This is a genomic window from Bacillus sp. REN10 (assembly GCF_016820555.1).
Taxonomy (GTDB): domain Bacteria; phylum Bacillota; class Bacilli; order Bacillales; family Domibacillaceae; genus Bacillus_CE.
Map to the genome: position 1 here is coordinate 51,680 of NZ_JADHDW010000002.1, position 19,966 is coordinate 71,645.

The following is a 19,966-nucleotide window of genomic DNA, read 5'->3' on the forward strand; positions in this document are numbered from 1 at the left end:
TTTCGAGTATCATTGATTTCTCTATTAAAAAAACCGCCATCCTAGCGAAGGATTGGCGGTTTTTTCGATGGGTGTTGATCAAAGTCTGGGGAAAGGCAACTTACATATAACCCCAAATCATTGTGAACATTGAGCCAAGGATTGTTACGACTCCGACAAATAGAGCGTAGGCGATATTTGTGTAGAGAGTAGCTCGGTCAGATGTTTCTCCAATGTGCATGAATAGTAATAATTGAACGCTAGCTTGAGCGATTGCTGTAACGAGCAGTACGGTCATGCCAGCTGTAAATGTCATGTCAAAGTACCAAACTGTTAGGGCAGCAAGTGAAAGGACTAGTGAGAAAACGAATCCCATCACATGATGTCTTGGGAAGTATTGTTTCATCATTACATCAATCCTTTCAAGTATACAAAGCTAAAGATAAAGATCCATACGACATCAAGGAAATGCCAGTATAGAGAAAAGATAAACGATTTATTGGCTGTTTCAGGCGTTAATCCATGCTTTTTCACTTGCATTAAAATCGCTGTTCCCCATAGGAAGCCGAATGTTACGTGGGCTCCGTGAGTACCAAGCAAAGTAAATAAGCTAGATAAGAAGGCGCTTGTTTGCATTGTAGCTCCTTCGTGAACGTATGTGACGAATTCCATGATTTCTACTCCTAAAAAGGCTAAGCCTAAAACAAGAGTGATACCAAAGAAGGTCATCATCGCTTTTTTCGCACCAAGGCGCATCGCGTTGATACCAAGGCCGATTGTAAAGCTACTCGTTAATAAGATAATCGTTTCAAGCATAACTGGTCCCATTTCAAAAATTTCAGAACCAGCCGGACCATTTCCTGTTCGATGTTCTAAAACAAAATAGACAGCGAAGAGGGTGGAGAAGAGGGCAATTTCTGCCCCTAAAAAGATCCAAAATCCTAAGATCTTTAATTTATTCTCCTCTGTACTATATTCTAAAGGTAGCGAGTTATCTATTTTCATTATCCTTCACCTCGCAATGCTTTTTCAGTGCGTTCAATTTCTTCAACAGAAACGTAATAGCCGTGATCTTGTTCAAATGTGCGGTAGGCCATTGTTCCAAAAACAACTAGTGCAGCAAGGATTGCTGGAACCCACCAGCTAAAGACGATAAAGAATCCTAAGAAGAAGAAGGCTACACCCATAATAAATGGTTGTCCGCTGTTGTTTGGCATATGAATCGGTTCATATGGACCATCATCAGTGAGCGGCTCGTTATTTTTCTTAGAGAACCAGAATGCGTCAAGAGAATTGATCTTTGGCACTTTTGCAAAGTTATAGAATGGAACAGGGCTATGTGTACTCCACTCCAATGATCTTGCATCCCAAGGGTCACCAGTTGTTTCGCGTGGGCTATAACGGATGCTCCAATAAATATTGTATACAAGAACGATGAACCCGATTGTTAAACCGATGGCACCAATAAATGAAAGCATATTTAATGGGCCGTAGCCTGTGCTAGCTGAATACGTAAACATCCGGCGTGTCATTCCGTTTAGTCCAAGAATGAACAGCGGGAAGAATGTGATGTTAAAGCTGATAGCAATAAACCAGAATGCAATTTTGCCAAGACGTTCATTTAAACGGAAACCGAATACTTTCGGGAACCAGAAATGGAATCCGGCAATCACGGCAAATACCGTACCAGGAATTAATACATAGTGGAAGTGAGCAACTAAGAACATTGTATTATGATATTGATAATCGGCACTTGCCATTGCAAGCATAACCCCAGTTACTCCACCAATCGTAAAGATCGGAATAAAGGCTAATGAGTAAAGCATTGGCGTTGTAAAGCTGATTTTTCCTTTACGCAATGTGAATAGCCAGTTAAAGATTTTAACCCCAGTTGGCACCGCAATCGCCATTGTTGTAATGGAGAAGACGCTGTTAACCATCGCTCCATGTCCCATTGTATAGAAGTGGTGCGCCCATACAATGAAAGATAATAAAGAGATAACAACCATACTGGCAACCATTGATTTATAGCCGTATAGATTTTTACGAGCGAAAGTAGAAATGACTTCGCTGTAAATTCCGAACGCTGGAAGGATAACGATATATACTTCAGGATGTCCCCATACCCAGAAAAGGTTGGCCCAAAGCATATCCATTCCGCCATTGCTCATCGCGAAAAATTGTGTGCCGAATTGACGGTCAAGTGTCATTAGTGCAAGTGCAACCGTTAATACAGGGAAAGCAAATACGATAATGACGTTTGTGATTAATACAGACCAAGTAAACATTGGCATTTTCATTAATGTCATGCCAGGGGCACGCATTTTTAAAATCGTGACAATGAAGTTAATACCTGTCATTAATGTACCAAGACCAGCGATTTGCAGAGAAATAGCGTAATAGTTATTTCCTACTGTTGGACTAAATTCTGTACCAGCTAGAGGGAAGTATGCTGTCCAACCTGCATCTGGTGATCCACCGATCACGAAGGAAATGTTTAATAGCATCGCCCCGAAAAAGAATAACCAAAAGCTTACGGCATTTAATCGCGGAAATGCTACGTCACGCGCTCCGATTTGAAGCGGAATAACGACGTTCATCAATCCAATAATAAAAGGCATTGCCATGAATAGAATCATGATCAACCCATGTGTTGTAAAAATCTCGTTGTAATGTTGTGCATCTAAAAGTCCGTTTTCCGGCACAGCTGTTTGTGCACGCATTAATACGGCATCAACGCCTCCACGGAAAAGCATTAATAAAGCAGCTATGATGTACATGACACCAATACGTTTATGATCGACAGTCGTTAACCATTCGGTCCAAAGGTATCCCCATTTTTTAAAATAGGTGAGCCCGGCAACGATAGCAACGGAAACCAAGACAATGCTAGCCATCGCAGCATAGATCATCGGTTCACCGGTTACGAAAAATTCGTCCCATTTCATCTGTGTGACTCCTTTCGTGCTCTATAAAAGTTATTATTTTTGTTCATCTTGAGGCATGTTGTTGCTTGCAGTCGGAGGACATGTTTCTTTCTCCTTCGCGCTTGTTCCATGATTATGTCCAGCATGTTCGCCTTCTGGAGCCGGACGGAACTCTAAGTGAGTAGATGTATACGTTTTGCGTCCTACATGATCGGCTTCTAAAAGACTATCAAACTCTTTTTCTGATAATTTTGGTGCTGTTTCTTTTACATCGCTTACCCATTCTTTATAATCAGCTTTTGGCATTGCTTGTGCTTCAAACTCCATGTGGGCGAATCCTTCACCGTTAAAGTTCGAGTTTTTACCCATATAAGATCCTGGAGTATCAGCAGCAAGGTGAATTTTTGTGACCATGTCACTCATCGCATACTTTTGTCCAGCTAATTGTGGGATCCAGAAGCTAGTGATTGGGCCAAATGAATATAATCGGAATTCAACTGGTCGGTCAGTTGGAATGTTTACGTAGTTCACCGTTTCAATTCCTTCTTCAGGGTAGCTGAAATGCCATTTCCAGTTAGAGGATGAAGCATAGATCACTAACGGCTTTTCATTGGCATAGCCTTTTGGAGTAGTTTCCACTTCATTTGTTGTTCTTACAGTCACAACAGATAAGAAAATAACGATAATGATTGGAATAACAGTCCAAGTCAATTCCAGCCAGTGATTTCCTTCCTCATGCGGAGGTTCATAATCCTTATCTAGTTTTGAAGCACGGTATTTTGTGAGTACATACGCATAAAGCACGTAAACAACTAGCAAGATACCTGCCATTACGATGATTGACAAAATAATCGTATCAGATAGTGTCTTGGCAGATGGTCCTTTTGGATCTAAGACCATCAAAGAATTTCCACAACCTGTAAGCACTGTGGAAATAGTGAAAATAACGAATAAAAAAGCCCATTTCATCTTCATTGTGTACTCCTTCCTTAAACATAATGAATCACTGTCAAACAATAAGTTTAAATTGTTAAATATTTCACAATAATTCTCTATGGATCATAGATGTAAATTAATTGAAATATATCTGTGTCATATATATTATTCGCATTTGATTTAAAAGACAATTGAAAAATCGCTATGTCACAAAAGATTCAATATTGTAAGTTAATCATTACAAAATAGGTATCAAAATGGAATTTATGTGAATTAAATGTAAAGGAAAAATAATTTCCATTTCATCTTTTTTTCGCATATTGTGTCATATAAATAACAAATAAAATATAAAGATTAACAAAATAGTTATTTCAATATATTTTTCATTGGAGGTTCATTTAATGAGAAAAGGTAAAGTTTTGTAAAGGTCAGCATTTTAATGTGTAATTAATTTGTAATATTTGTAATTTTCAGTTACATTTATCTGAAAAGAAAATGAGAACAGCTAAGTTAAAAGGGGGAGTATTGTGAAAAAGTTACTCTGTTTTATTGTTACTATTGTAATACTGGCTATCATGAATTATATCATCATGAAAGCATTCGATGTCCCATTCATAGACTATTCCTTTGTTGTGGGATTAATGGGAATGGTTGCCGTGTATTTCTTTAACACCTCGGGAGGGATTGCAAGCAGAAACGTTGAAATGAAAATCCAGTCACAAACGGGAATCAAAGTGGATCAGCAAAAGAAACAAAAATTTTATCCGACGATTTCTTTTTATGCTGCGATTTTCTACACTGTAGTAGCTGCTGCCCTAACCTTCTTTTACTACAAAGACTATTTTATCTAACATAAAAAAGACCGCTGCCTTTTGAAATGCAGCGGTCTTGTCGACAAAATCCGGGGAGTGACAGGCACCTCCCTATTTATTTAAAGAAAACTTTGTCGATGTTGTATTTGGCTTGAAGTTTATTGATGATGTAGGTTTCGTAAATGTCTCGCTCAACCGGATCTTCAATATATGACACGGCTATTTTATATACTTCGTCTCTATGATTTTTAATGGGAGAAACGGTGTCTTCGAAGTTTTTGCGAATTCGCTGTCTGAGCTTTCTTGCTTTCCCTACATACAGTAGTTGATCATGAACATCAAAAAACATGAAAATGCCGCCTTTATCACGGGCAATTTTTGTATAATCTGTAAAGCCGTACTCGGTACTTAGTGCTGGTTCTCCGGGTTCTCCAATTTGTTTGCCTTTTTTAATAATGACATTTGGTTCAGGGATGGTAATTTTAATCAATATAAGTCACTTCCTAGTTTTATTTACAGAACTCGCATTAAATTGATCCCCACTATAGCATACTTCTGTTGTTTTCACCACTAGAAGGGGACAAAGCGCCTTCTTATTGTGATTGTCGAATTTCCTTCACATGCTCCATTAAATGATGAACAAATCCATCATCTCTTGCCAGCCAGGCTCCGTAATTTCTTTTCAGGAAGCTTTCTCCTTCTATAAAATTCGTGAATGTTTCTTTTATTTTTTCTTTGTTGTGTTTGATGGCCCATTGATGATTGCTTATCGGATGAAGGAGGAAACGTTCTTCAGTACTATTTTCATATAAGGAACCAAAGGAAGATTCTTTCAAATTGTAACGATTTCTTTTTGCGTCTTCCCGTAATGGTTCAAGATGAAAGGTATCCGTGACAAACGATGTATATGTTTCCTCTGTTAAGGAACAACCAGCTGCCTTGTTATGCCCACCGCCTCCAAAATCGCTCGCAATTTGAGAGACGTCAATATGATCATGGATCGTTCGAAACCCGATTCGTTTAGCACCAATATTCAAAATAGCGATATAGTCTAAATGCGGATACTCTTTCCCTAACTCGTTGCCAAGTTCTGAATGATAAGATTCTGCATAAACAATACCTGCGAAATAATTGCCGATGGGGGCCTGAACGAGCTCCCGGCGTTTCCGACGAATATAGCGTTCGATTTTATTTTCTTCCATGTCTAATATTTTTTGCTCAAATTCGTCAAAGAAGAAATGCTCGCTATTTGTTAACCGGTAGATCATTTTTTCTTCAAATTCATCAATTGATATTAAAAAGAAGAGTGCATTCAGCCTTTGGGCGTCATGGTTATCATTTTTCTCCCATTCCCACGTGTCATACTGCCTGACAAGCTCAACGAATTCAGTCACTGCTGTAGAGGGTTCCATTAGTTTTCGTTCGATCAAATATTCATAGAGCATGGATGTGGCTGAAGTCAGTTTGCTGGTATCATCTTCTATGACAACTTTTGCCCAATCGTACTCATTCAAATGCAGAGCGGTTTGATGATGGTCTAGCAGTTGGACTTTTCCGCCTGTTTGATAAAATTGATTGAGTCGTTTTTCGTTTTCTTCATTTACTGATAGATCAGTAATCAGTAAAAATGTTTGTGGATTCCCATGTTCTAAAAACCATTGAACTTCATGATTGAGACCGGAAACCGAATTATAGCGAATTTGTACTTGTTTTTCCAACGCGAGTTTTGCCAAAATCCCGCAGGCTACGCCATCTAAATCATTATGTGATAGTAGTCGATACATATTCTTCACCTCATTATGTAGTATGGTGAAAAAAGAGGAGAAATATTGAAAAAAGATGGACTTTCTGCTTTCAAGTCCATCTTTTCGTTTACACAAAAAATCCCTCCTTCATTAAGAACAAAAAGAAAGGAGGGGCTTTTGGCTATTCGACAAAAATCGGGGAGTGACAGGCACCTAGAATTGAAGGGCTAGTTGTGCGGCTTTTTGTACGCCTTCTTCGATGATTTCTGCTGCTTTGTCTGGGAATTGGTTGTGACCTTCGATGATGACGGTAGTTAGGTCTGTAATTCCTAAAAATGAGAGAATGTTTGTTACGTAGTTAACAGCCATTTCTACAGATTGGGCTGGGCCTTCCGAGTATACGCTGCCTCTTGCATTCAACAGTACCACTTTTTTGTCAGATATCATACCTACAGGGCCTTCTGGTGTGTATCGGAATGTTTTGCCTGCTTGACATAAGTAGTCAAAGTACGTATGTAAAACTGCAGGGACTGTAAAATTCCAAAGTGGGAAGGCCATAACTACTTTATCAGCTGCAAGGAATTGATTTAAATATTTATTAACTACTTCAGTCGCTTGTTGTTCTTCTGGCGTTAATTCCATTCCTTTTGCGAGCTTAAACATTCCGTTAATTTTCGCTGTATCGTAATAAGGCAGATTTTCTTCAAATAAATCCAATTCTGTAATCACCGCTTCGGGGTGAGCTTCTTTATAGCTATTAAGGAATGACTGATAAAGCTGCACGCTGACAGCTTGTTCTGCTGGACGGGAATTCGCTTTAATAAATAATACTTTTTCCATTTTGTTCGCCTCTTTTACTTAAATTTTTGCTCAATAACATGTATGCACTATGAGGATAAAATTTTGAATCAAAGATGTTGCTATAGCAACATTAAGAATTAAAAAGAATGAGAATTATTGCAGATTCTCACGCATTTTTGACAAGACAGATCGGACTATTTGTAAATCCTTTTCTGAAATGCCTTTGTAAAGTTGTTTGTTGATTTCTTCAGCAATGGGAATAACACTCGCTTTAAGATCAGCTCCTTTATCAGTAAGAAAGACTTTGAGCGAGCGGCGATCATGCTGGCAGCAAACTCGGCGAATAAATCCCTTTTGCTCTAAGTTGAGCAACATGCGGGCAATATTCGTTTTGTCTTTCTGCAGCTTTTCAGCAATTTCCTGTTGGCTTAGTCCGTCTTTCCTCCATAGGAGCATCATCACTAAATTTTGCTCAGGAGCAATATTAAATGGAGCGAGCCGATTTTTCACTTCGCTCGTAATCAGTAAGTCTGTTTGATGAAGATAAATACTAATATATTCATCTAATGATGGATTCAAATTAATCACCTACAAATAGTTGCTATACATACTATTGACAACGATAGTGTAACTAATAGGGGGGAGGGTGTCAATAAATAAGTATTTTATTTTAAAAGGATCAAAAAGTGACTGCGACGATCATATTGAAGTCACTTTTCCTTATTTATTTTTTTAAATTTTTGTAATAGTTCTTTCTGTTTGTCCGTCATTTCTTCAGGGTTAGGAATGTTTCCGTAAGAGGCTCCAATATGCAGTGATCCGCTTAGTTCTTTAACACCAAGTTGTCCTAAATTATTCGTTAGTTCATATTTGTCCAGATATAGATGATCAATGTGAAATTGTTGGTAAACGATTGAGTCTTTTCCTGTTGTTCGTGAAATAATGGCGTTTAATTGATTCATCTCTTTTTCTAACAGTTTGAGTTGTTTTTGAATCAGATCCATCGTGTGGGTCACTTTAGCGATAGAACTTTCACATTGATTTAGTGTTAGTTGGGAGTACTCTAGTTGTTCAATGCAAGGGGAAGGCTGCGTGTCAGAAAACGAATGATGAATAATAATCGGCGTGTTCATTTGCTGTTGGATGTGTTGAAGTAGCTGTTTAATTTCCTGTATGGGCGGCATTTCTTCTTTTAATTGAAATTGTACTTGTTTGAGCTCAGCTTCTAATTTTGAAAGGGCTGTTTCAACGTCATAATTAGGATTCATTGATTAAACTCCCTCATAAATTTTTTGTGAATGAAGGAGGGTTATTCGATAAAAATATGTTCCTCCTTAGCGTAGGTTCGAAAATAGCTGAGAAAAAGGAGCCCATGATAAAATTTAGCGGAAACATTTCTGCTTTCTACTGGTTCCGGCAGTTGAATGGTGCGTTTGAATTCTCCATAATACCGCTCTTGTAAAACAGGAGAGACGCTGAAGAAATTTTTGACTTGGCCTTGAATCGTGAGTGTTGTACCGGATACAGATACTTGTATATCGTCCTTAGTGAGTCCGGAAAGTTCAATTAGAATGATAACTCGCGAATCTTCAACGTACACGTCAACAGGGGGGAAGTTCTCCATCGATCGATCCGCTTTGGTCTTAGACTTCTCAAAAATATGATTCCAGAACTCACCGGACTGATAGTGTTGAGCAAAGTTCATCCATTGCTTAAATTTATCGAAATCCAAGACTTGTTCCTCCTTGTTCTGATTGATTATGAAAAGTTACTCCAAATCAGGGACATCTATTTCTGTATATTGCAAATCAATTTCTTTTGGGATTTTAATTTGAAGAATACCGTCTTTAAAGTGAGCAACGGCTCCTTTTTTCTTTACAATAGCCGGGAGAATGACGATTTTCTTATCTTCAGCCTCTGGAATGCCTTCAATGATCGCTTGATTGGATGTGTGATAAATTTTCAGATTTGAAAACATGGAAGTATCTTCTAGTGGAATTTTTACATACACATCTTCATGGGTTTCAAAGACAGAAATATGAATAGTTGGAGTTTCCTTTTCCGGAGACGTGTTAATAGGCTGTTGATTGGCAAAGGGAGAAAAAGGAGTTTGTTTTAAAAAATCAAATGATTCTTGATGCTTTTGCATGGCATCTGGCAAGGATTGTGTTAGAACATTCTGGACATATTTTTCAATGTCCCCTTGATTAAACTGTTTCATCCATTTTTGCCATTCTTCGTTTGTTGAAAAGGGAGATTGAAAAGGAAACATAAAGGACACTCCTTTCATTTTTTAATTAAAACTGATTGGCGATCGGTAAAGATGGGTTGGCAATTTGATCTTGATCACTGACATCTGTATCTAACACCGCATTGCCCATACATGAAGATGGCGGTGAGAAATCCCCCAATGAAATATTGGCGCCAATAAATTTCGTGTTAGCTGTATGGCTGTTATGGACGGTTCCCCCAATGTCGATATTTCCGTTTTGAGTTACTCCGTTCGTTTTCATATTGACGATATTAATAATAAAAGGCATGGATGTTCCTCCTTTTTCTATCCCATAGTTACTATATGAAAGCAGCGTAAAAAAGGAATCAAAAATTTAGCTACAGCTGCGTAGAGTTCACATTTGCTGGGTTGGCAATATCACCCATATCATTGACATCCGGATCGATAAAGACATTCTCCATAAGTGATTCGGTAGGAGAAATATCTCCATAAGATGAGTTGCTGCCTTGTGACTTGGCATTGGCTGTATGCGCATTGTGTAAGGCATCTCCAATGTTTAACGAACCATTATTAGAAATGTTATTAATTTTTAGGCTGTAAACATTAATAATTGTGGGCATAGTCTCCCCTCCCATATCCCGATTGTCACTAATTTATGCGGCAGAAGAGAAAGGTATGACAAGCGCCTGAACTTCATTGCCATTCAGCCTCAAGAGAAAATGGTTGACTTTTCCTTTTGATTACGATAAATTTTGCGTTAGGTAAAAAAAATTTACCTGAGTAAAAATAAGAGGAGGAATAATGTTGGCTAATTTTTCATTGCCGGAATTGCCATATGATTATGATGAATTAGAGCCATTTATAGACGGGCGGACGCTAGAAATTCATCATGGGAAGCACCACGCGACGTATGTGAATAATTTAAATCAGGCATTGGAGGGCTATGAAGATTTACAAGGGAAGTCTCTTGAATATTTGCTCTCCTATCTGTCAGAACTACCGGAAGAAATACAAACAGCTGTTAGAAACAACGGTGGCGGTCACTACAGTCATAGTTTGTTTTGGGCATTGATGAGCCCAAATGGAGGCGGTGAGCCGAATGGAGATATCGCCAAAGTGATTGATCACTATTTCAACTCCTTTGATAATTTTAAGGACAAGCTATCGCAAGCGGCAATATCAAGGTTTGGCAGCGGCTACGGCTGGTTAGTCATGGACGGTGAAGAGCTGTCTGTGATGAGTACAGCCAACCAAGACACACCGCTAATGGAAGGAAAGACGCCTTTGCTCGTCGTCGATGTGTGGGAGCATGCCTACTACTTGAAATATCAAAATCGACGTCCAGAATTTGTGTCCAATTGGTGGAATACAGTCAATTGGGATGTAGTTAATGAATTGTATTTAAAAACGAAGCATCAACTTGCATAAGGGTAATTGAAATGCCATAATAACCTCCTGAGCCTGGTAACTCAGGAGGGTTTTTTTATTCTTTTGTTAAACAAGCTACAGAAAAGTTTCTGTAGCTAAACTTCTTAGATAAAAAAGACAGAAAATTAAAATAAAACTTGATTTTATAGAGTTTTTATATTATTTTATGATTAACTAATCGTTAATCATTTTGTTGAGGTGGATCTGTTTGTCAAATCAATTTGTCAATGATCAAGAAGCATTAAAAGTATATGATGTGAAAAAGTATCGAACCCCTGATGGGTATACGAGTGATATCGTGATTTTTACGATTACGCGCAATGAGAGGATGGCGACAGGGCATTCATTAAGTATTTTGTTAATTAAAAGGGCAGCGGAAAATGCAGAAGGACAGCCCAATATAGAAGGTGGAAAGTGGGCGCTGCCTGGAGGGTTTGTGGGGCCGAAAGAAACGGCTTTTGAAGCAGCTATGAGAGAGTTAGAAGAAGAAACAGGTATTGGAGGTATCCACTTAAAGCATTACGGGGTTTACGACAAGGAGGGGAGGGATCCTAGAGGATGGATGATTACAAATGCTCATTATGCGGTGGTTCCAGAGTATGTACTTGCTGAACGAAAAGCCGGGGATGATGCAGCGGATGTGCAGTTATTTAGTGTTCGGGAAGCGATGGAACTCCCACTTGCTTTTGATCATAAAGAAATTATTCAAGATGCATTGCAAATTATTCAAATCGATATGCTCCAAACGACGCTGGCGAAAGAATTTCTTCCGAAAGAATTTACACTCTCCGAATTGCGAAATGTGATTTTAAGTGTATGCGAGGAGATTGTGGATGAGGTGGTAAAGTCCGAACCGTTTTTTTGGCGGAAAGCACCGAGAATGCCGTTTCTTGAACTGGTGACGCTTGAAAATGGTCAGCCTAAAACGACCCAAAGAAATTCTAAATATAAAACAAAATTGTATCGCTTTAATGACTATGTACCAATCAAAAGTATTTATAAATAAAAGGAGTGATTTGCGTGGGAAAGAAGGCATTAATTAATGTTGATTATACGAAAGATTTTGTGGATGGGGCATTGCCTGTAGGGCTGCCAGCAGAAGAAATTGAAGAAAAAATTGTTTCGATCACCAAACAGTTTTTAGCACAAGGAGAGTATGTCGTTTTGGCAATTGATCTTCATCACGAACAAGATGCGTATCATCCAGAGACAAGGCTGTTTCCTCCCCATAATATTGAAGGGACAAGTGGTCGCGCCTTGTATGGCCAGCTTCAAGAATTGTACGAACAGCATAAAGAAAATGCTAACCTTTATTATATGGATAAAACACGCTACTCTGCTTTTGTTGGAACCGACCTTGATATAAAACTCCGTGCTCGCGGCATCACTGAAGTGCATATTATCGGTGTTTGTACGGATATTTGTGTGCTTCATACAGCGGTGGATGCGTACAATAAAGGATATGATATTGTGATTCATAAAGAAGCTGTCGCAAGCTTTAATCAACAAGGTCATGATTGGGCACTAGGCCACTTTACATCTTGTTTAGGGGCAAAGGTCATTTAAGGGGTGGAGGGTATAAAAATGAAGAAGGGATATCCAGATGACGGATTAGCTTTACATACAGATCTATATCAAATTAATATGGCAGAGACGTATTGGAACGATGGCCTTCATAATAAGAAAGCCGTCTTTGAGCTATATTTTAGAAAGCTTCCATTTGGAAATGGCTATGCTGTTTTTGCCGGATTGGAACGAATGGTAGACTACTTGAAAAATTTTAAGTTTACCGATAGCGACATTGACTATTTACGCCATGAAGTGGGTTATGAAGAAGATTTTCTTGCTTATTTGCAACAGATGAGGTTCACTGGCACACTCTTTTCTATGAAAGAGGGGGAGCTTGTATTTGGAAATGAACCGATTCTTCGAGTGGAAGCTTCCTTGGCCGAGGCGCAAATTATCGAAACAGCCTTACTAAACATTGTGAATTACCAAACACTCATTGCGACGAAAGCATCAAGAATCAAGCAAGTCGTTGGCGAAGAAGCAGCGATGGAGTTTGGAAGTCGGCGTGCTCAAGAAATGGACGCAGCCATTTGGGGGACTAGAGCGGCTTTTATCGGCGGTTTTGACGGAACGAGCAATGTAAGAGCCGGGAAGTTGTTTGGTATTCCTGTGTCAGGTACTCATGCGCATGCTCTCGTTCAAACGTATAAAGACGAATATATAGCCTTTCATAAATATGCTGAACGACATAAAAATTGCGTATTTTTAGTAGATACATACGATACGTTAAAGTCAGGAGTCCCTACTGCGATTAAAGTAGCAAAAGAGCTGGGAGATCGTATCAATTTTGTTGGCATTCGTTTAGATAGTGGAGATTTAGCGTATTTATCAAAAGAAGCGAGGAAAATGTTAGATGACGCTGGATTTCCTCATGCGAAAGTTATTGCGTCTAATGATCTGGATGAATATACTATTATGAACTTAAAGGCAGAAGGAGCACAAATCGATAGCTGGGGCATTGGAACAAAGTTGATCACCGCTTTTGACCAAGCAGCTTTAGGAGCGGTATATAAGCTCGTTTCTATTGAAAATGAACAAGGGGAAATGGAGGATACAATCAAAATTTCTGGAAATCCAGAAAAGGTGACCACTCCTGGTTTAAAGAGGGTATATCGCATTATTAACAAGGGGAATGGAAAAGCTGAAGGAGACTACATTGCCATGCAAGATGAGCATCCGCAGCAAGCAGAGCGGCTTAAAATGTTTCATCCTGTCCATACATTTATCTCGAAGTTTGTCACGAATTTTGAAGCGAAAGAACTTCATGAAAAAATCTTTGCTGATGGAGAACTCATTTATCAGCTTCCTGAAATTATGGATATTCAACAGTACGTAAAAGATAATTTGCAGCTGTTATGGAAAGAATATAAGCGTTCGTTAAACCCAGAAGAATATCCAGTCGATTTAAGTCAAGCTTGCTGGGATAATAAAATGAAGAATATTGAGGAAGTTTGGAAAAAAGTTAAAAAGATGGATGGATGAAATAATAAAGAAATGAACCTATGAAAAAGATCCTTTTATTTATTGGTGATAAAAGGATCTTTTTTCGTGAAAGGGTAAAGAAGAGTGTCTAAAATCAACTTTAGGTCACCAATGAAGAGACTTCTGTTTGTTTTTGTAATACACTATTAATAGTGAGATAATTTAGAAAAAACAAACATCTTAGTTGGGGGCGAAATACGATGAAAAAACAATATAAAAATATGGAAACATCGGTTATCCATGCAGGCTATGATGCGAAGGAGTATTTAGGTAGCTTGTCCACACCTCTTTTTCAAACATCAACTTTCACTTTTAATAGTGCGGAACAAGGGGAGAAACGATTTGCTGGTGAAGAAGAAGGATATATTTATTCAAGACTTGGCAATCCGACGGTACGAGCATTAGAGGAGCGCATTGCAGAGCTTGAAGGGGCGGAAGCAGGACTGGCTTTTGGGTCAGGGATGGCAGCTGTCTCTGCGATTTTATTTGCTTTAACAAGAGCGGGGGATCATATTATCTGTTCACAAGGCATTTACGGCTGTACCTTTGGTTTGCTGACGTTGATGAAAGAGAAATATGCTATCGAGCATGATTTTTGCGCAATGGAGACAAAAGAGCAGATTCAGCAATTGATTCGGCCTGAAACAGTTTGTATTTATGTGGAAACACCGATTAATCCCACAATGAAGTTGATTGACTTAGAGATGGTGGCGACAGTAGCCAAGGAACAAGGGATTCCAGTGGTTGTTGATAATACATTCTCCTCTCCATACTTACAACAGCCGCTCCGCTCTGGATGTGATATTGTGCTTCACAGTGCAACTAAGTTTATCGGTGGTCATGGAGATGTCATTGCCGGACTTGTTGCAGGGAAGAAGGAATTTATTCAGCAAGTAGCGATGACAACATTAAAGGATATTGGCGGAGTCATTTCTCCATTTGATGCTTGGCTTTTATTACGCGGACTGAAAACATTGCCTGTGCGAATGGATCGTCATTGCGAAAATGCCGCCTATATTGCTGAACAATTGAAACGGCATCCACTTGTGAAAAAAGTGTTCTATCCAGGAGATACAGAGAACAAAGATTATGCCATTATGAATAAGCAAATGCGAGCAGGGGGAGGGCTGATTTCATTCGAGATTGATGGAAGTAAAGAGGAAGCTCAAGCTGTACTGAACCATCTCTCTTTAATTAAAATCGCTGTCAGCTTAGGCGATACGGAAACACTGATTCAGCATCCGGCGACGATGACGCATTCAAGCATACCGAAAGAAATTCGAGAACAAATGGGCATTACCGACCAACTCATCCGTCTATCGGTGGGACTTGAGGCAAGACCAGACATTTGGCAAGACCTTGAGCGGGCATTGAATAGCAGAAATTAAAAAAGGTAACTTCACAACAGAAAAATGCCTGCTGTGAAGTTACCTTTTCAGATGTATATGGAGCTTCTTACAGATTGCTTAGCTTTTTGTATAGGATTGTTTGATTTCTTCCCGCTTTTTTAGCTAAGTACAAACATTGATCCGCTTGATTAAAGAGTTGATCAAGCCCCTTAGCATGATTGGGAAAAGTAGAAATACCTATTGATATCGTTAATGGTTTCCCACAAGGACTGATTGTGTTGGCGATGTTAGATCGAAGTGTTTCAGCGGTTTGATAGGCTGTCTCCTCGCCTGTTTCAGGCAGAAGTAGAACAAATTCCTCTCCTCCGTAACGACAGCTAATATCTTCTGCTCTAGCTATTTTTTTCAATTGTTCGGCCAGGAAAAGTAGGACTTCATCTCCAACTGCATGTCCATACGTATCATTGATTTGTTTAAAATGGTCAATATCTAAAAGGATTAGTGAAAACAGCTGCTTTTGTTCCAGCCATTCATTCATATAAGCATTCATCATTCGGCGGTTATAAAGTTTGGTTAATGGATCCGTTGTTGATTGGTGCATAAAATCATTCACTTTGTCGTGCAAAGCAGACAAACTAAATACTAGTGCTTTTTTCAGTTGAATGGCTTCGTAATACCATGTGTGAATATTTTTAATATGGTCTTCCTGATTTTGTTCCGAACTATGCTCAGCATGGTAAGCAAGCTGTTGTAATGGTTTGGAAATTCGTTTAGAAAGGGACCAAATGAGTAGAATGGAAATCAAGATTAGCGGTAAGGACGTAAGTAGCATTTCTGTGATCATTTGTTTGGCTGGAGCGAGGGCTACACTCGTCGACTGTTGAGAAACAACACCCCATTTAGCGATAGGAATATAAGCATAGCCAGCTAACATGTCTTCTCCTTTTGTATTGACCACACGCTGTGAACCGCCCCTTCCAGACATTAATTGATGGACAACAGGGTTTTTGGAAACGACATCACTGATTCGTTCTTGTTTTGGATGATAAATAACTCGTCCATCTTCATCTACTACATATACATATGAACCATCGTGGTAAAAATGCTCACCTAAAAATTGATAAAGAATATTCATTTCTTTTAAATAAAGAGATCCTCCAACTAATCCGAGATATTGTCCCTCTTCATTGAAAATAGGATAAGAAATAAAGATGACTAGTTTATTCGTTAAAGAGATATATGGCTTAGAAATTAATGGTTTTTTTGTTTTTAATGCTTCTTTGCCTCCTAATGAATTTAATGGTTTTCCGATTAATTCTAATGTTTGCGGCGCATTGGCTAAGACATTACCCTTAGCATCTAAAATGAGCACCGCATTAAATGTATCTGTTTGGTCTTTTAGCTGTTTCGCCTCATTAAACAGCTGAGAGTCGTTCCTGTCAGTCATATAGGGAGCGAGTTCTTTTGCGCTAGTTTCTAACGTTTGTAAAGTGGATTTTAAAAAGACATCCGTCGATTTGGCCAATTTTTGAGCATATATTCGATTCGTTTCTAATGTTTGACTCATTAAAGTCTGTTGATACATATGGTAACTAGCTATGGCGCTACTAGCAAGGGTAAAAACTATTGAAACAAGGGCAATAAATAAAAATAAATGCTTGAGAGAAATTTTCATCGGTTTATATAATTGCTCCTTTGCAACCTCATTTTGCTAGTCGATATAAATGTGCAATGATTAATTATCTACTTTTAGCATCAATTATTATATATCAAATGATCAAATAGTAGAACTTTTTTTATCGTTCAGTACATCCTTTTTTAGGATATTTATAGTAAAATGGAAGGGGAGGGTGGCTAAAGATGAAAACAGATGAACTACTTCGTTTACGAACACACCAATTTTTAATTTTTAATATTTCCATATCTGGATTTTTCCTAGTCATTTTTTTCATGAGTACAGCAGATGTTAAGCAAGCGGTGTTTTTTTTATTAGTTGCATGTATTTTGTTTTTTCAAGCAGGGTTTATTTCTTTGAAGAAAAGTCCGTCATTTTATTTTTTGTCAACAAAAATGCGAAGGTTGATGGAATATGAAAAGGGAAAATTAGAAAGTGAGTGGGGCAAACAGCATCGGTTGCAACTAACGCTTCAATTATTACTTGGCTTGGTCTTTCTTTTATATGCATTTACTTTTTGGGGAACGGACGTAAAGGTGGGATTTGACGGAAGTTTGCTTTCGACGGTTTCAACTTATCTGTCTATTAGCTTATTGATTAATATTTCTCTCTTTTTTCAAACTCGAAAAATAGATATAAGCTCAAATAATACACGAAAAGGCTATACAAACCACATGATCAAAGTATGTGGTCTCGCCTGTTTAATTTCAACTTGCTTAAGTTTTGCGATCTTTTTTTTCTATAGTTAAAAAAGAAGAGGGCTTCAGCTTTTCTTTCGATTGGCTGTCCGTTATAGTAGAAGCTGAATACTTTTTTACATAAAGGAGAAGATAACATGGCGAAAAAAGGAACAATTATTATGGAAAACGGAGAAAAAATCGAATTTGATTTATTTCCAAACGAAGCACCAAATACAGTAGCAAACTTCGAAAAGCTAGCAAATGAAGGCTTTTATAACGGTGTGACATTCCATCGTGTTATTCCGGGCTTTGTGAGCCAAGGCGGAGATCCGACGGGCACAGGTGCTGGCGGCAGCGGCACAACGATTAAATGTGAAACAGAAGGCAACCCTCATAAGCATGAGGCTGGCAGTCTTTCTATGGCTCATGCAGGCAAAGACACTGGGAGCAGTCAATTCTTCATCGTTCATGAACCACAGCCGCATTTAAATGGCGTTCATACGGTATTCGGAAAAGTGACTTCTGGCCTTGAAACGGTTCTTGCAATGAAGAATGGCGATGTGATGAAAGAAGTAAAAGTAGTAGATGTCGAATAAATAAGTGGGAAAAAGAGAGGGGCCAGGGTGCCTCTCTTTTTTGACATGCATGGGGAGAGGGAAATATGAATCACTGAAAGAAATTAGAATGTTAATCAGAAATAATACATTTACTGGCCCGACTGCGGGATTAGCACCGAGGTATACTCAAACGAATCTGGTCGTTTTACCAAAGGAAGCTGCTTACGACTTTTTATTATTTTGCCAGCGAAATCCTAAGTCTTGTCCGTTAATTGAAGTAACAGATGTTGGCTCTCCAATTCCAAAACTTACAGCTCCTCAATCAGATTTACGTTATGATTTACCTAAATATCGTATTTATAAGCACGGAGAGTTAGTGGGAGAAGTGGCTCAAATAGAAGATGTTTGGCGGGACGATTTTGTTTCTTTTTTAATTGGCTGCAGTTTTACGTTTGAACACGCCTTAATGGATAATGGATTAGAAATTCGGCATATCGCTGAGCAACGGAATGTGCCGATGTATGTGACCAATATTGCTAGTCAAGAAGCTGGGCGCTTTTATGGAAATATGGTTGTCAGTATGCGCCCATTTCCAGCTCATCAAGTCGTTCGTGCAGTAGAGGTAACGTCTAGGTTTCCAGCTGTACATGGGTCACCGATTCATATCGGTTCTCCGGAAAAGATTGGAATCAATAATTTGGCTGAGCCGGATTTTGGAGAAGCTGTGACTATGAAGGAAGGGGAAATTCCGGTATTTTGGGCTTGTGGCGCCACGCCGCAATCAGTAGTGATGGCTAGCAAACCAGAATTTGTGATCACCCATGCTCCAGGTCATATGTTTATTACAGATATGAAAGACTGCCAATACTCTGTCCTGTGAGTACAAGCAGGATAGTAACAGAAACCTATGGGAGTATGTTAAAATGAATGGAAAACAATGAAGAGGGGTGCAAGTATGAAGGTTGAAATATGGTCTGATTTCGTTTGTCCTTTCTGTTATATCGGAAAACGGCGGTTAGAAGCCGCTTTAAAACAGTTTCCGCATAGAGAGGAAGTGGAAATTATGTATAAAAGCTATGAACTCGATCCGAATGCTAAGCCAGAAAGTGACGAGCACATTTATGAAGCGTTAGCTGCTAAATATGGAACGAGTGTCGAACAAGTTCAACAGATGACAGAAAATGTTCGCCATCAAGCAGCAGAGGCAGGTTTATCATTTAATTTTGACAATATGAAATCAGCGAATACGTTTCAAGCTCATCGACTGGCGAAGTATGCAAGGGAACAAGGCAAAGAAAAAGAAATGGTTGAGCGATTATTAAAAGCTTACTTCACTGACTCGATGAATGTGAATGATCAAGCTGTACTCGTGGAATTAGCAAAAGAAATAGGATTACACCAAGAGAGTGTGCAAGATCTATTTGCAAGCAATCGCTTCTCTGAAGAAGTAAGAGCAGACGAGAATTTAGCTCGAAAACTTGGGGTGCAAGGTGTGCCTTTCTTTGTGATTAATGACAAATATGCCATTTCAGGTGCCCAGCCAACTGAAGCCTTCTTAAATGCCTTACAAAAAGTGTGGGAAGAAGAGAGTCAAGGGCCTATATTGAAAGACCTATCAACTGATACAGCAAGTGCTTCCTGTACAGACGAAAGTTGCGAGATGTAAATAAAAAAACCAGCGATTCCCAAAGGGAAGATGCTGGTTTTTTTATTCGGCCTTCCGAGAAAGAATTCGGCCTTCCGAGAAAGAATTCGGCCTTCCGAGAAAGAATTCGGCCTTCCGAGAAAGAATT

24 protein-coding genes are annotated in these 19,966 nt (G+C 38.8%); 10 read left to right on the plus strand and 14 right to left on the minus strand.

Annotated elements, in window-relative coordinates; genetic code table 11:
• Positions 1-100: 100 nt before the first annotated feature.
• Genes qoxD through qoxA form a run of 4 tightly spaced genes read right to left on the minus strand, consistent with a single transcriptional unit; the run spans position 101 to position 3,881 of the window.
• The gene (gene qoxD, locus IRB43_RS03510) at positions 101-385 is read right to left on the minus strand and encodes a cytochrome aa3 quinol oxidase subunit IV (RefSeq protein WP_203362439.1); all 285 of its coding nucleotides are present in this window, start codon (positions 383-385) and stop codon (positions 101-103) included.
• A 2-nt stretch (positions 386-387) separates the two neighbouring features.
• Positions 388-984: a cytochrome aa3 quinol oxidase subunit III gene (qoxC, locus tag IRB43_RS03515; protein WP_203362064.1), complete on the minus strand. Its 597-nt coding sequence runs from the start codon at positions 982-984 to the stop codon at positions 388-390.
• On the minus strand, positions 984-2,927 hold the full coding sequence (gene qoxB / locus IRB43_RS03520; RefSeq protein ID WP_203362065.1) for a cytochrome aa3 quinol oxidase subunit I: 1,944 nt from the start codon (positions 2,925-2,927) through the stop codon (positions 984-986). Before qoxB ends, qoxC begins: the two co-directional genes overlap by 1 nt.
• A 33-nt stretch (positions 2,928-2,960) precedes the next feature.
• Positions 2,961-3,881 (minus strand): cytochrome aa3 quinol oxidase subunit II, encoded by a 921-nt coding sequence (gene qoxA / locus IRB43_RS03525; protein ID WP_203362066.1) that lies wholly within the window; start codon positions 3,879-3,881, stop codon positions 2,961-2,963.
• 488 nt (positions 3,882-4,369) lie between these two features.
• Here qoxA and IRB43_RS03530 point away from each other — a divergent pair, with 488 nt between their 5' ends.
• Positions 4,370-4,693: a hypothetical protein gene (locus tag IRB43_RS03530; protein WP_203362067.1), complete on the plus strand. Its 324-nt coding sequence runs from the start codon at positions 4,370-4,372 to the stop codon at positions 4,691-4,693.
• Positions 4,694-4,769: 76 nt separating this feature from the next.
• On the opposite strand, the gene IRB43_RS03535 is transcribed toward IRB43_RS03530, so the two are convergent.
• The 9 genes from IRB43_RS03535 to IRB43_RS03575 all read right to left on the minus strand — a co-directional run bounded on the left by IRB43_RS03535 (position 4,770) and on the right by IRB43_RS03575 (position 10,053).
• The gene (locus IRB43_RS03535) at positions 4,770-5,090 is read right to left on the minus strand and encodes a nucleotide excision repair endonuclease (protein ID WP_481748114.1); all 321 of its coding nucleotides are present in this window, start codon (positions 5,088-5,090) and stop codon (positions 4,770-4,772) included.
• Between the two features lie 157 nt (positions 5,091-5,247).
• Entirely contained in the window at positions 5,248-6,438 is a 1,191-nt protein-coding gene (locus tag IRB43_RS03540) for a DHH family phosphoesterase (RefSeq protein ID WP_203362069.1), read from the minus strand.
• Positions 6,439-6,612: 174 nt separating this feature from the next.
• Positions 6,613-7,239 (minus strand): FMN-dependent NADH-azoreductase, encoded by a 627-nt coding sequence (locus tag IRB43_RS03545; protein ID WP_203362070.1) that lies wholly within the window; start codon positions 7,237-7,239, stop codon positions 6,613-6,615.
• 114 nt (positions 7,240-7,353) lie between these two features.
• Positions 7,354-7,788, minus strand: a complete 435-nt coding sequence (locus tag IRB43_RS03550) for a MarR family winged helix-turn-helix transcriptional regulator (RefSeq protein WP_343070794.1) — start codon at positions 7,786-7,788, stop codon at positions 7,354-7,356.
• A 122-nt stretch (positions 7,789-7,910) separates the two neighbouring features.
• A complete protein-coding gene (locus IRB43_RS03555) occupies positions 7,911-8,468 on the minus strand; it encodes a hypothetical protein (protein ID WP_203362072.1) in 558 nt (185 codons plus the stop codon).
• A 41-nt stretch (positions 8,469-8,509) separates the two neighbouring features.
• Positions 8,510-8,932 carry an Hsp20/alpha crystallin family protein gene (locus IRB43_RS03560; RefSeq protein ID WP_203362073.1) on the minus strand — a complete coding sequence of 141 codons (423 nt, stop codon included), beginning with the start codon at positions 8,930-8,932 and terminating at the stop codon, positions 8,510-8,512.
• A gap of 36 nt (positions 8,933-8,968) precedes the next feature.
• Positions 8,969-9,472 carry an Hsp20/alpha crystallin family protein gene (locus tag IRB43_RS03565; RefSeq protein ID WP_203362074.1) on the minus strand — a complete coding sequence of 168 codons (504 nt, stop codon included), beginning with the start codon at positions 9,470-9,472 and terminating at the stop codon, positions 8,969-8,971.
• Between the two features lie 25 nt (positions 9,473-9,497).
• Positions 9,498-9,740 (minus strand): spore germination protein, encoded by a 243-nt coding sequence (locus IRB43_RS03570; protein WP_203362075.1) that lies wholly within the window; start codon positions 9,738-9,740, stop codon positions 9,498-9,500.
• 70 nt (positions 9,741-9,810) lie between these two features.
• Positions 9,811-10,053 (minus strand): spore germination protein, encoded by a 243-nt coding sequence (locus tag IRB43_RS03575; protein ID WP_203362076.1) that lies wholly within the window; start codon positions 10,051-10,053, stop codon positions 9,811-9,813.
• A 184-nt stretch (positions 10,054-10,237) separates the two neighbouring features.
• Between IRB43_RS03575 and IRB43_RS03580 the strand changes: the two genes are divergently transcribed.
• From IRB43_RS03580 to megL, 5 genes are all read left to right on the plus strand, one after another.
• A complete protein-coding gene (locus tag IRB43_RS03580; protein WP_203362077.1) occupies positions 10,238-10,861 on the plus strand; it encodes a superoxide dismutase in 624 nt (207 codons plus the stop codon).
• Between the two features lie 208 nt (positions 10,862-11,069).
• A complete protein-coding gene (locus IRB43_RS03585; RefSeq protein ID WP_203362078.1) occupies positions 11,070-11,867 on the plus strand; it encodes an NUDIX domain-containing protein in 798 nt (265 codons plus the stop codon).
• A 14-nt stretch (positions 11,868-11,881) separates the two neighbouring features.
• Positions 11,882-12,427, plus strand: a complete 546-nt coding sequence (locus IRB43_RS03590; RefSeq protein WP_203362079.1) for an isochorismatase family protein — start codon at positions 11,882-11,884, stop codon at positions 12,425-12,427.
• An 18-nt stretch (positions 12,428-12,445) separates the two neighbouring features.
• Entirely contained in the window at positions 12,446-13,912 is a 1,467-nt protein-coding gene (locus IRB43_RS03595; protein ID WP_203362080.1) for a nicotinate phosphoribosyltransferase, read from the plus strand.
• Between the two features lie 200 nt (positions 13,913-14,112).
• Positions 14,113-15,300: a methionine gamma-lyase gene (gene megL / locus IRB43_RS03600; RefSeq protein ID WP_203362081.1), complete on the plus strand. Its 1,188-nt coding sequence runs from the start codon at positions 14,113-14,115 to the stop codon at positions 15,298-15,300.
• Between the two features lie 67 nt (positions 15,301-15,367).
• Here megL and IRB43_RS03605 read toward each other — a convergent pair whose 3' ends face one another.
• On the minus strand, positions 15,368-16,846 hold the full coding sequence (locus IRB43_RS03605) for a sensor domain-containing diguanylate cyclase (RefSeq protein WP_238941793.1): 1,479 nt from the start codon (positions 16,844-16,846) through the stop codon (positions 15,368-15,370).
• Between the two features lie 275 nt (positions 16,847-17,121).
• Between IRB43_RS03605 and IRB43_RS03610 the strand changes: the two genes are divergently transcribed.
• The 4 genes from IRB43_RS03610 to IRB43_RS03625 all read left to right on the plus strand — a co-directional run bounded on the left by IRB43_RS03610 (position 17,122) and on the right by IRB43_RS03625 (position 19,839).
• Positions 17,122-17,685, plus strand: a complete 564-nt coding sequence (locus tag IRB43_RS03610; RefSeq protein ID WP_203362083.1) for a hypothetical protein — start codon at positions 17,122-17,124, stop codon at positions 17,683-17,685.
• 86 nt (positions 17,686-17,771) lie between these two features.
• Entirely contained in the window at positions 17,772-18,212 is a 441-nt protein-coding gene (locus IRB43_RS03615) for a peptidylprolyl isomerase (protein ID WP_203362084.1), read from the plus strand.
• Between the two features lie 49 nt (positions 18,213-18,261).
• Positions 18,262-19,053: a putative hydro-lyase gene (locus IRB43_RS03620; protein WP_203362440.1), complete on the plus strand. Its 792-nt coding sequence runs from the start codon at positions 18,262-18,264 to the stop codon at positions 19,051-19,053.
• A gap of 75 nt (positions 19,054-19,128) precedes the next feature.
• Positions 19,129-19,839, plus strand: a complete 711-nt coding sequence (locus IRB43_RS03625) for a DsbA family oxidoreductase (RefSeq protein ID WP_203362085.1) — start codon at positions 19,129-19,131, stop codon at positions 19,837-19,839.
• Positions 19,840-19,966 lie beyond the last annotated feature (127 nt).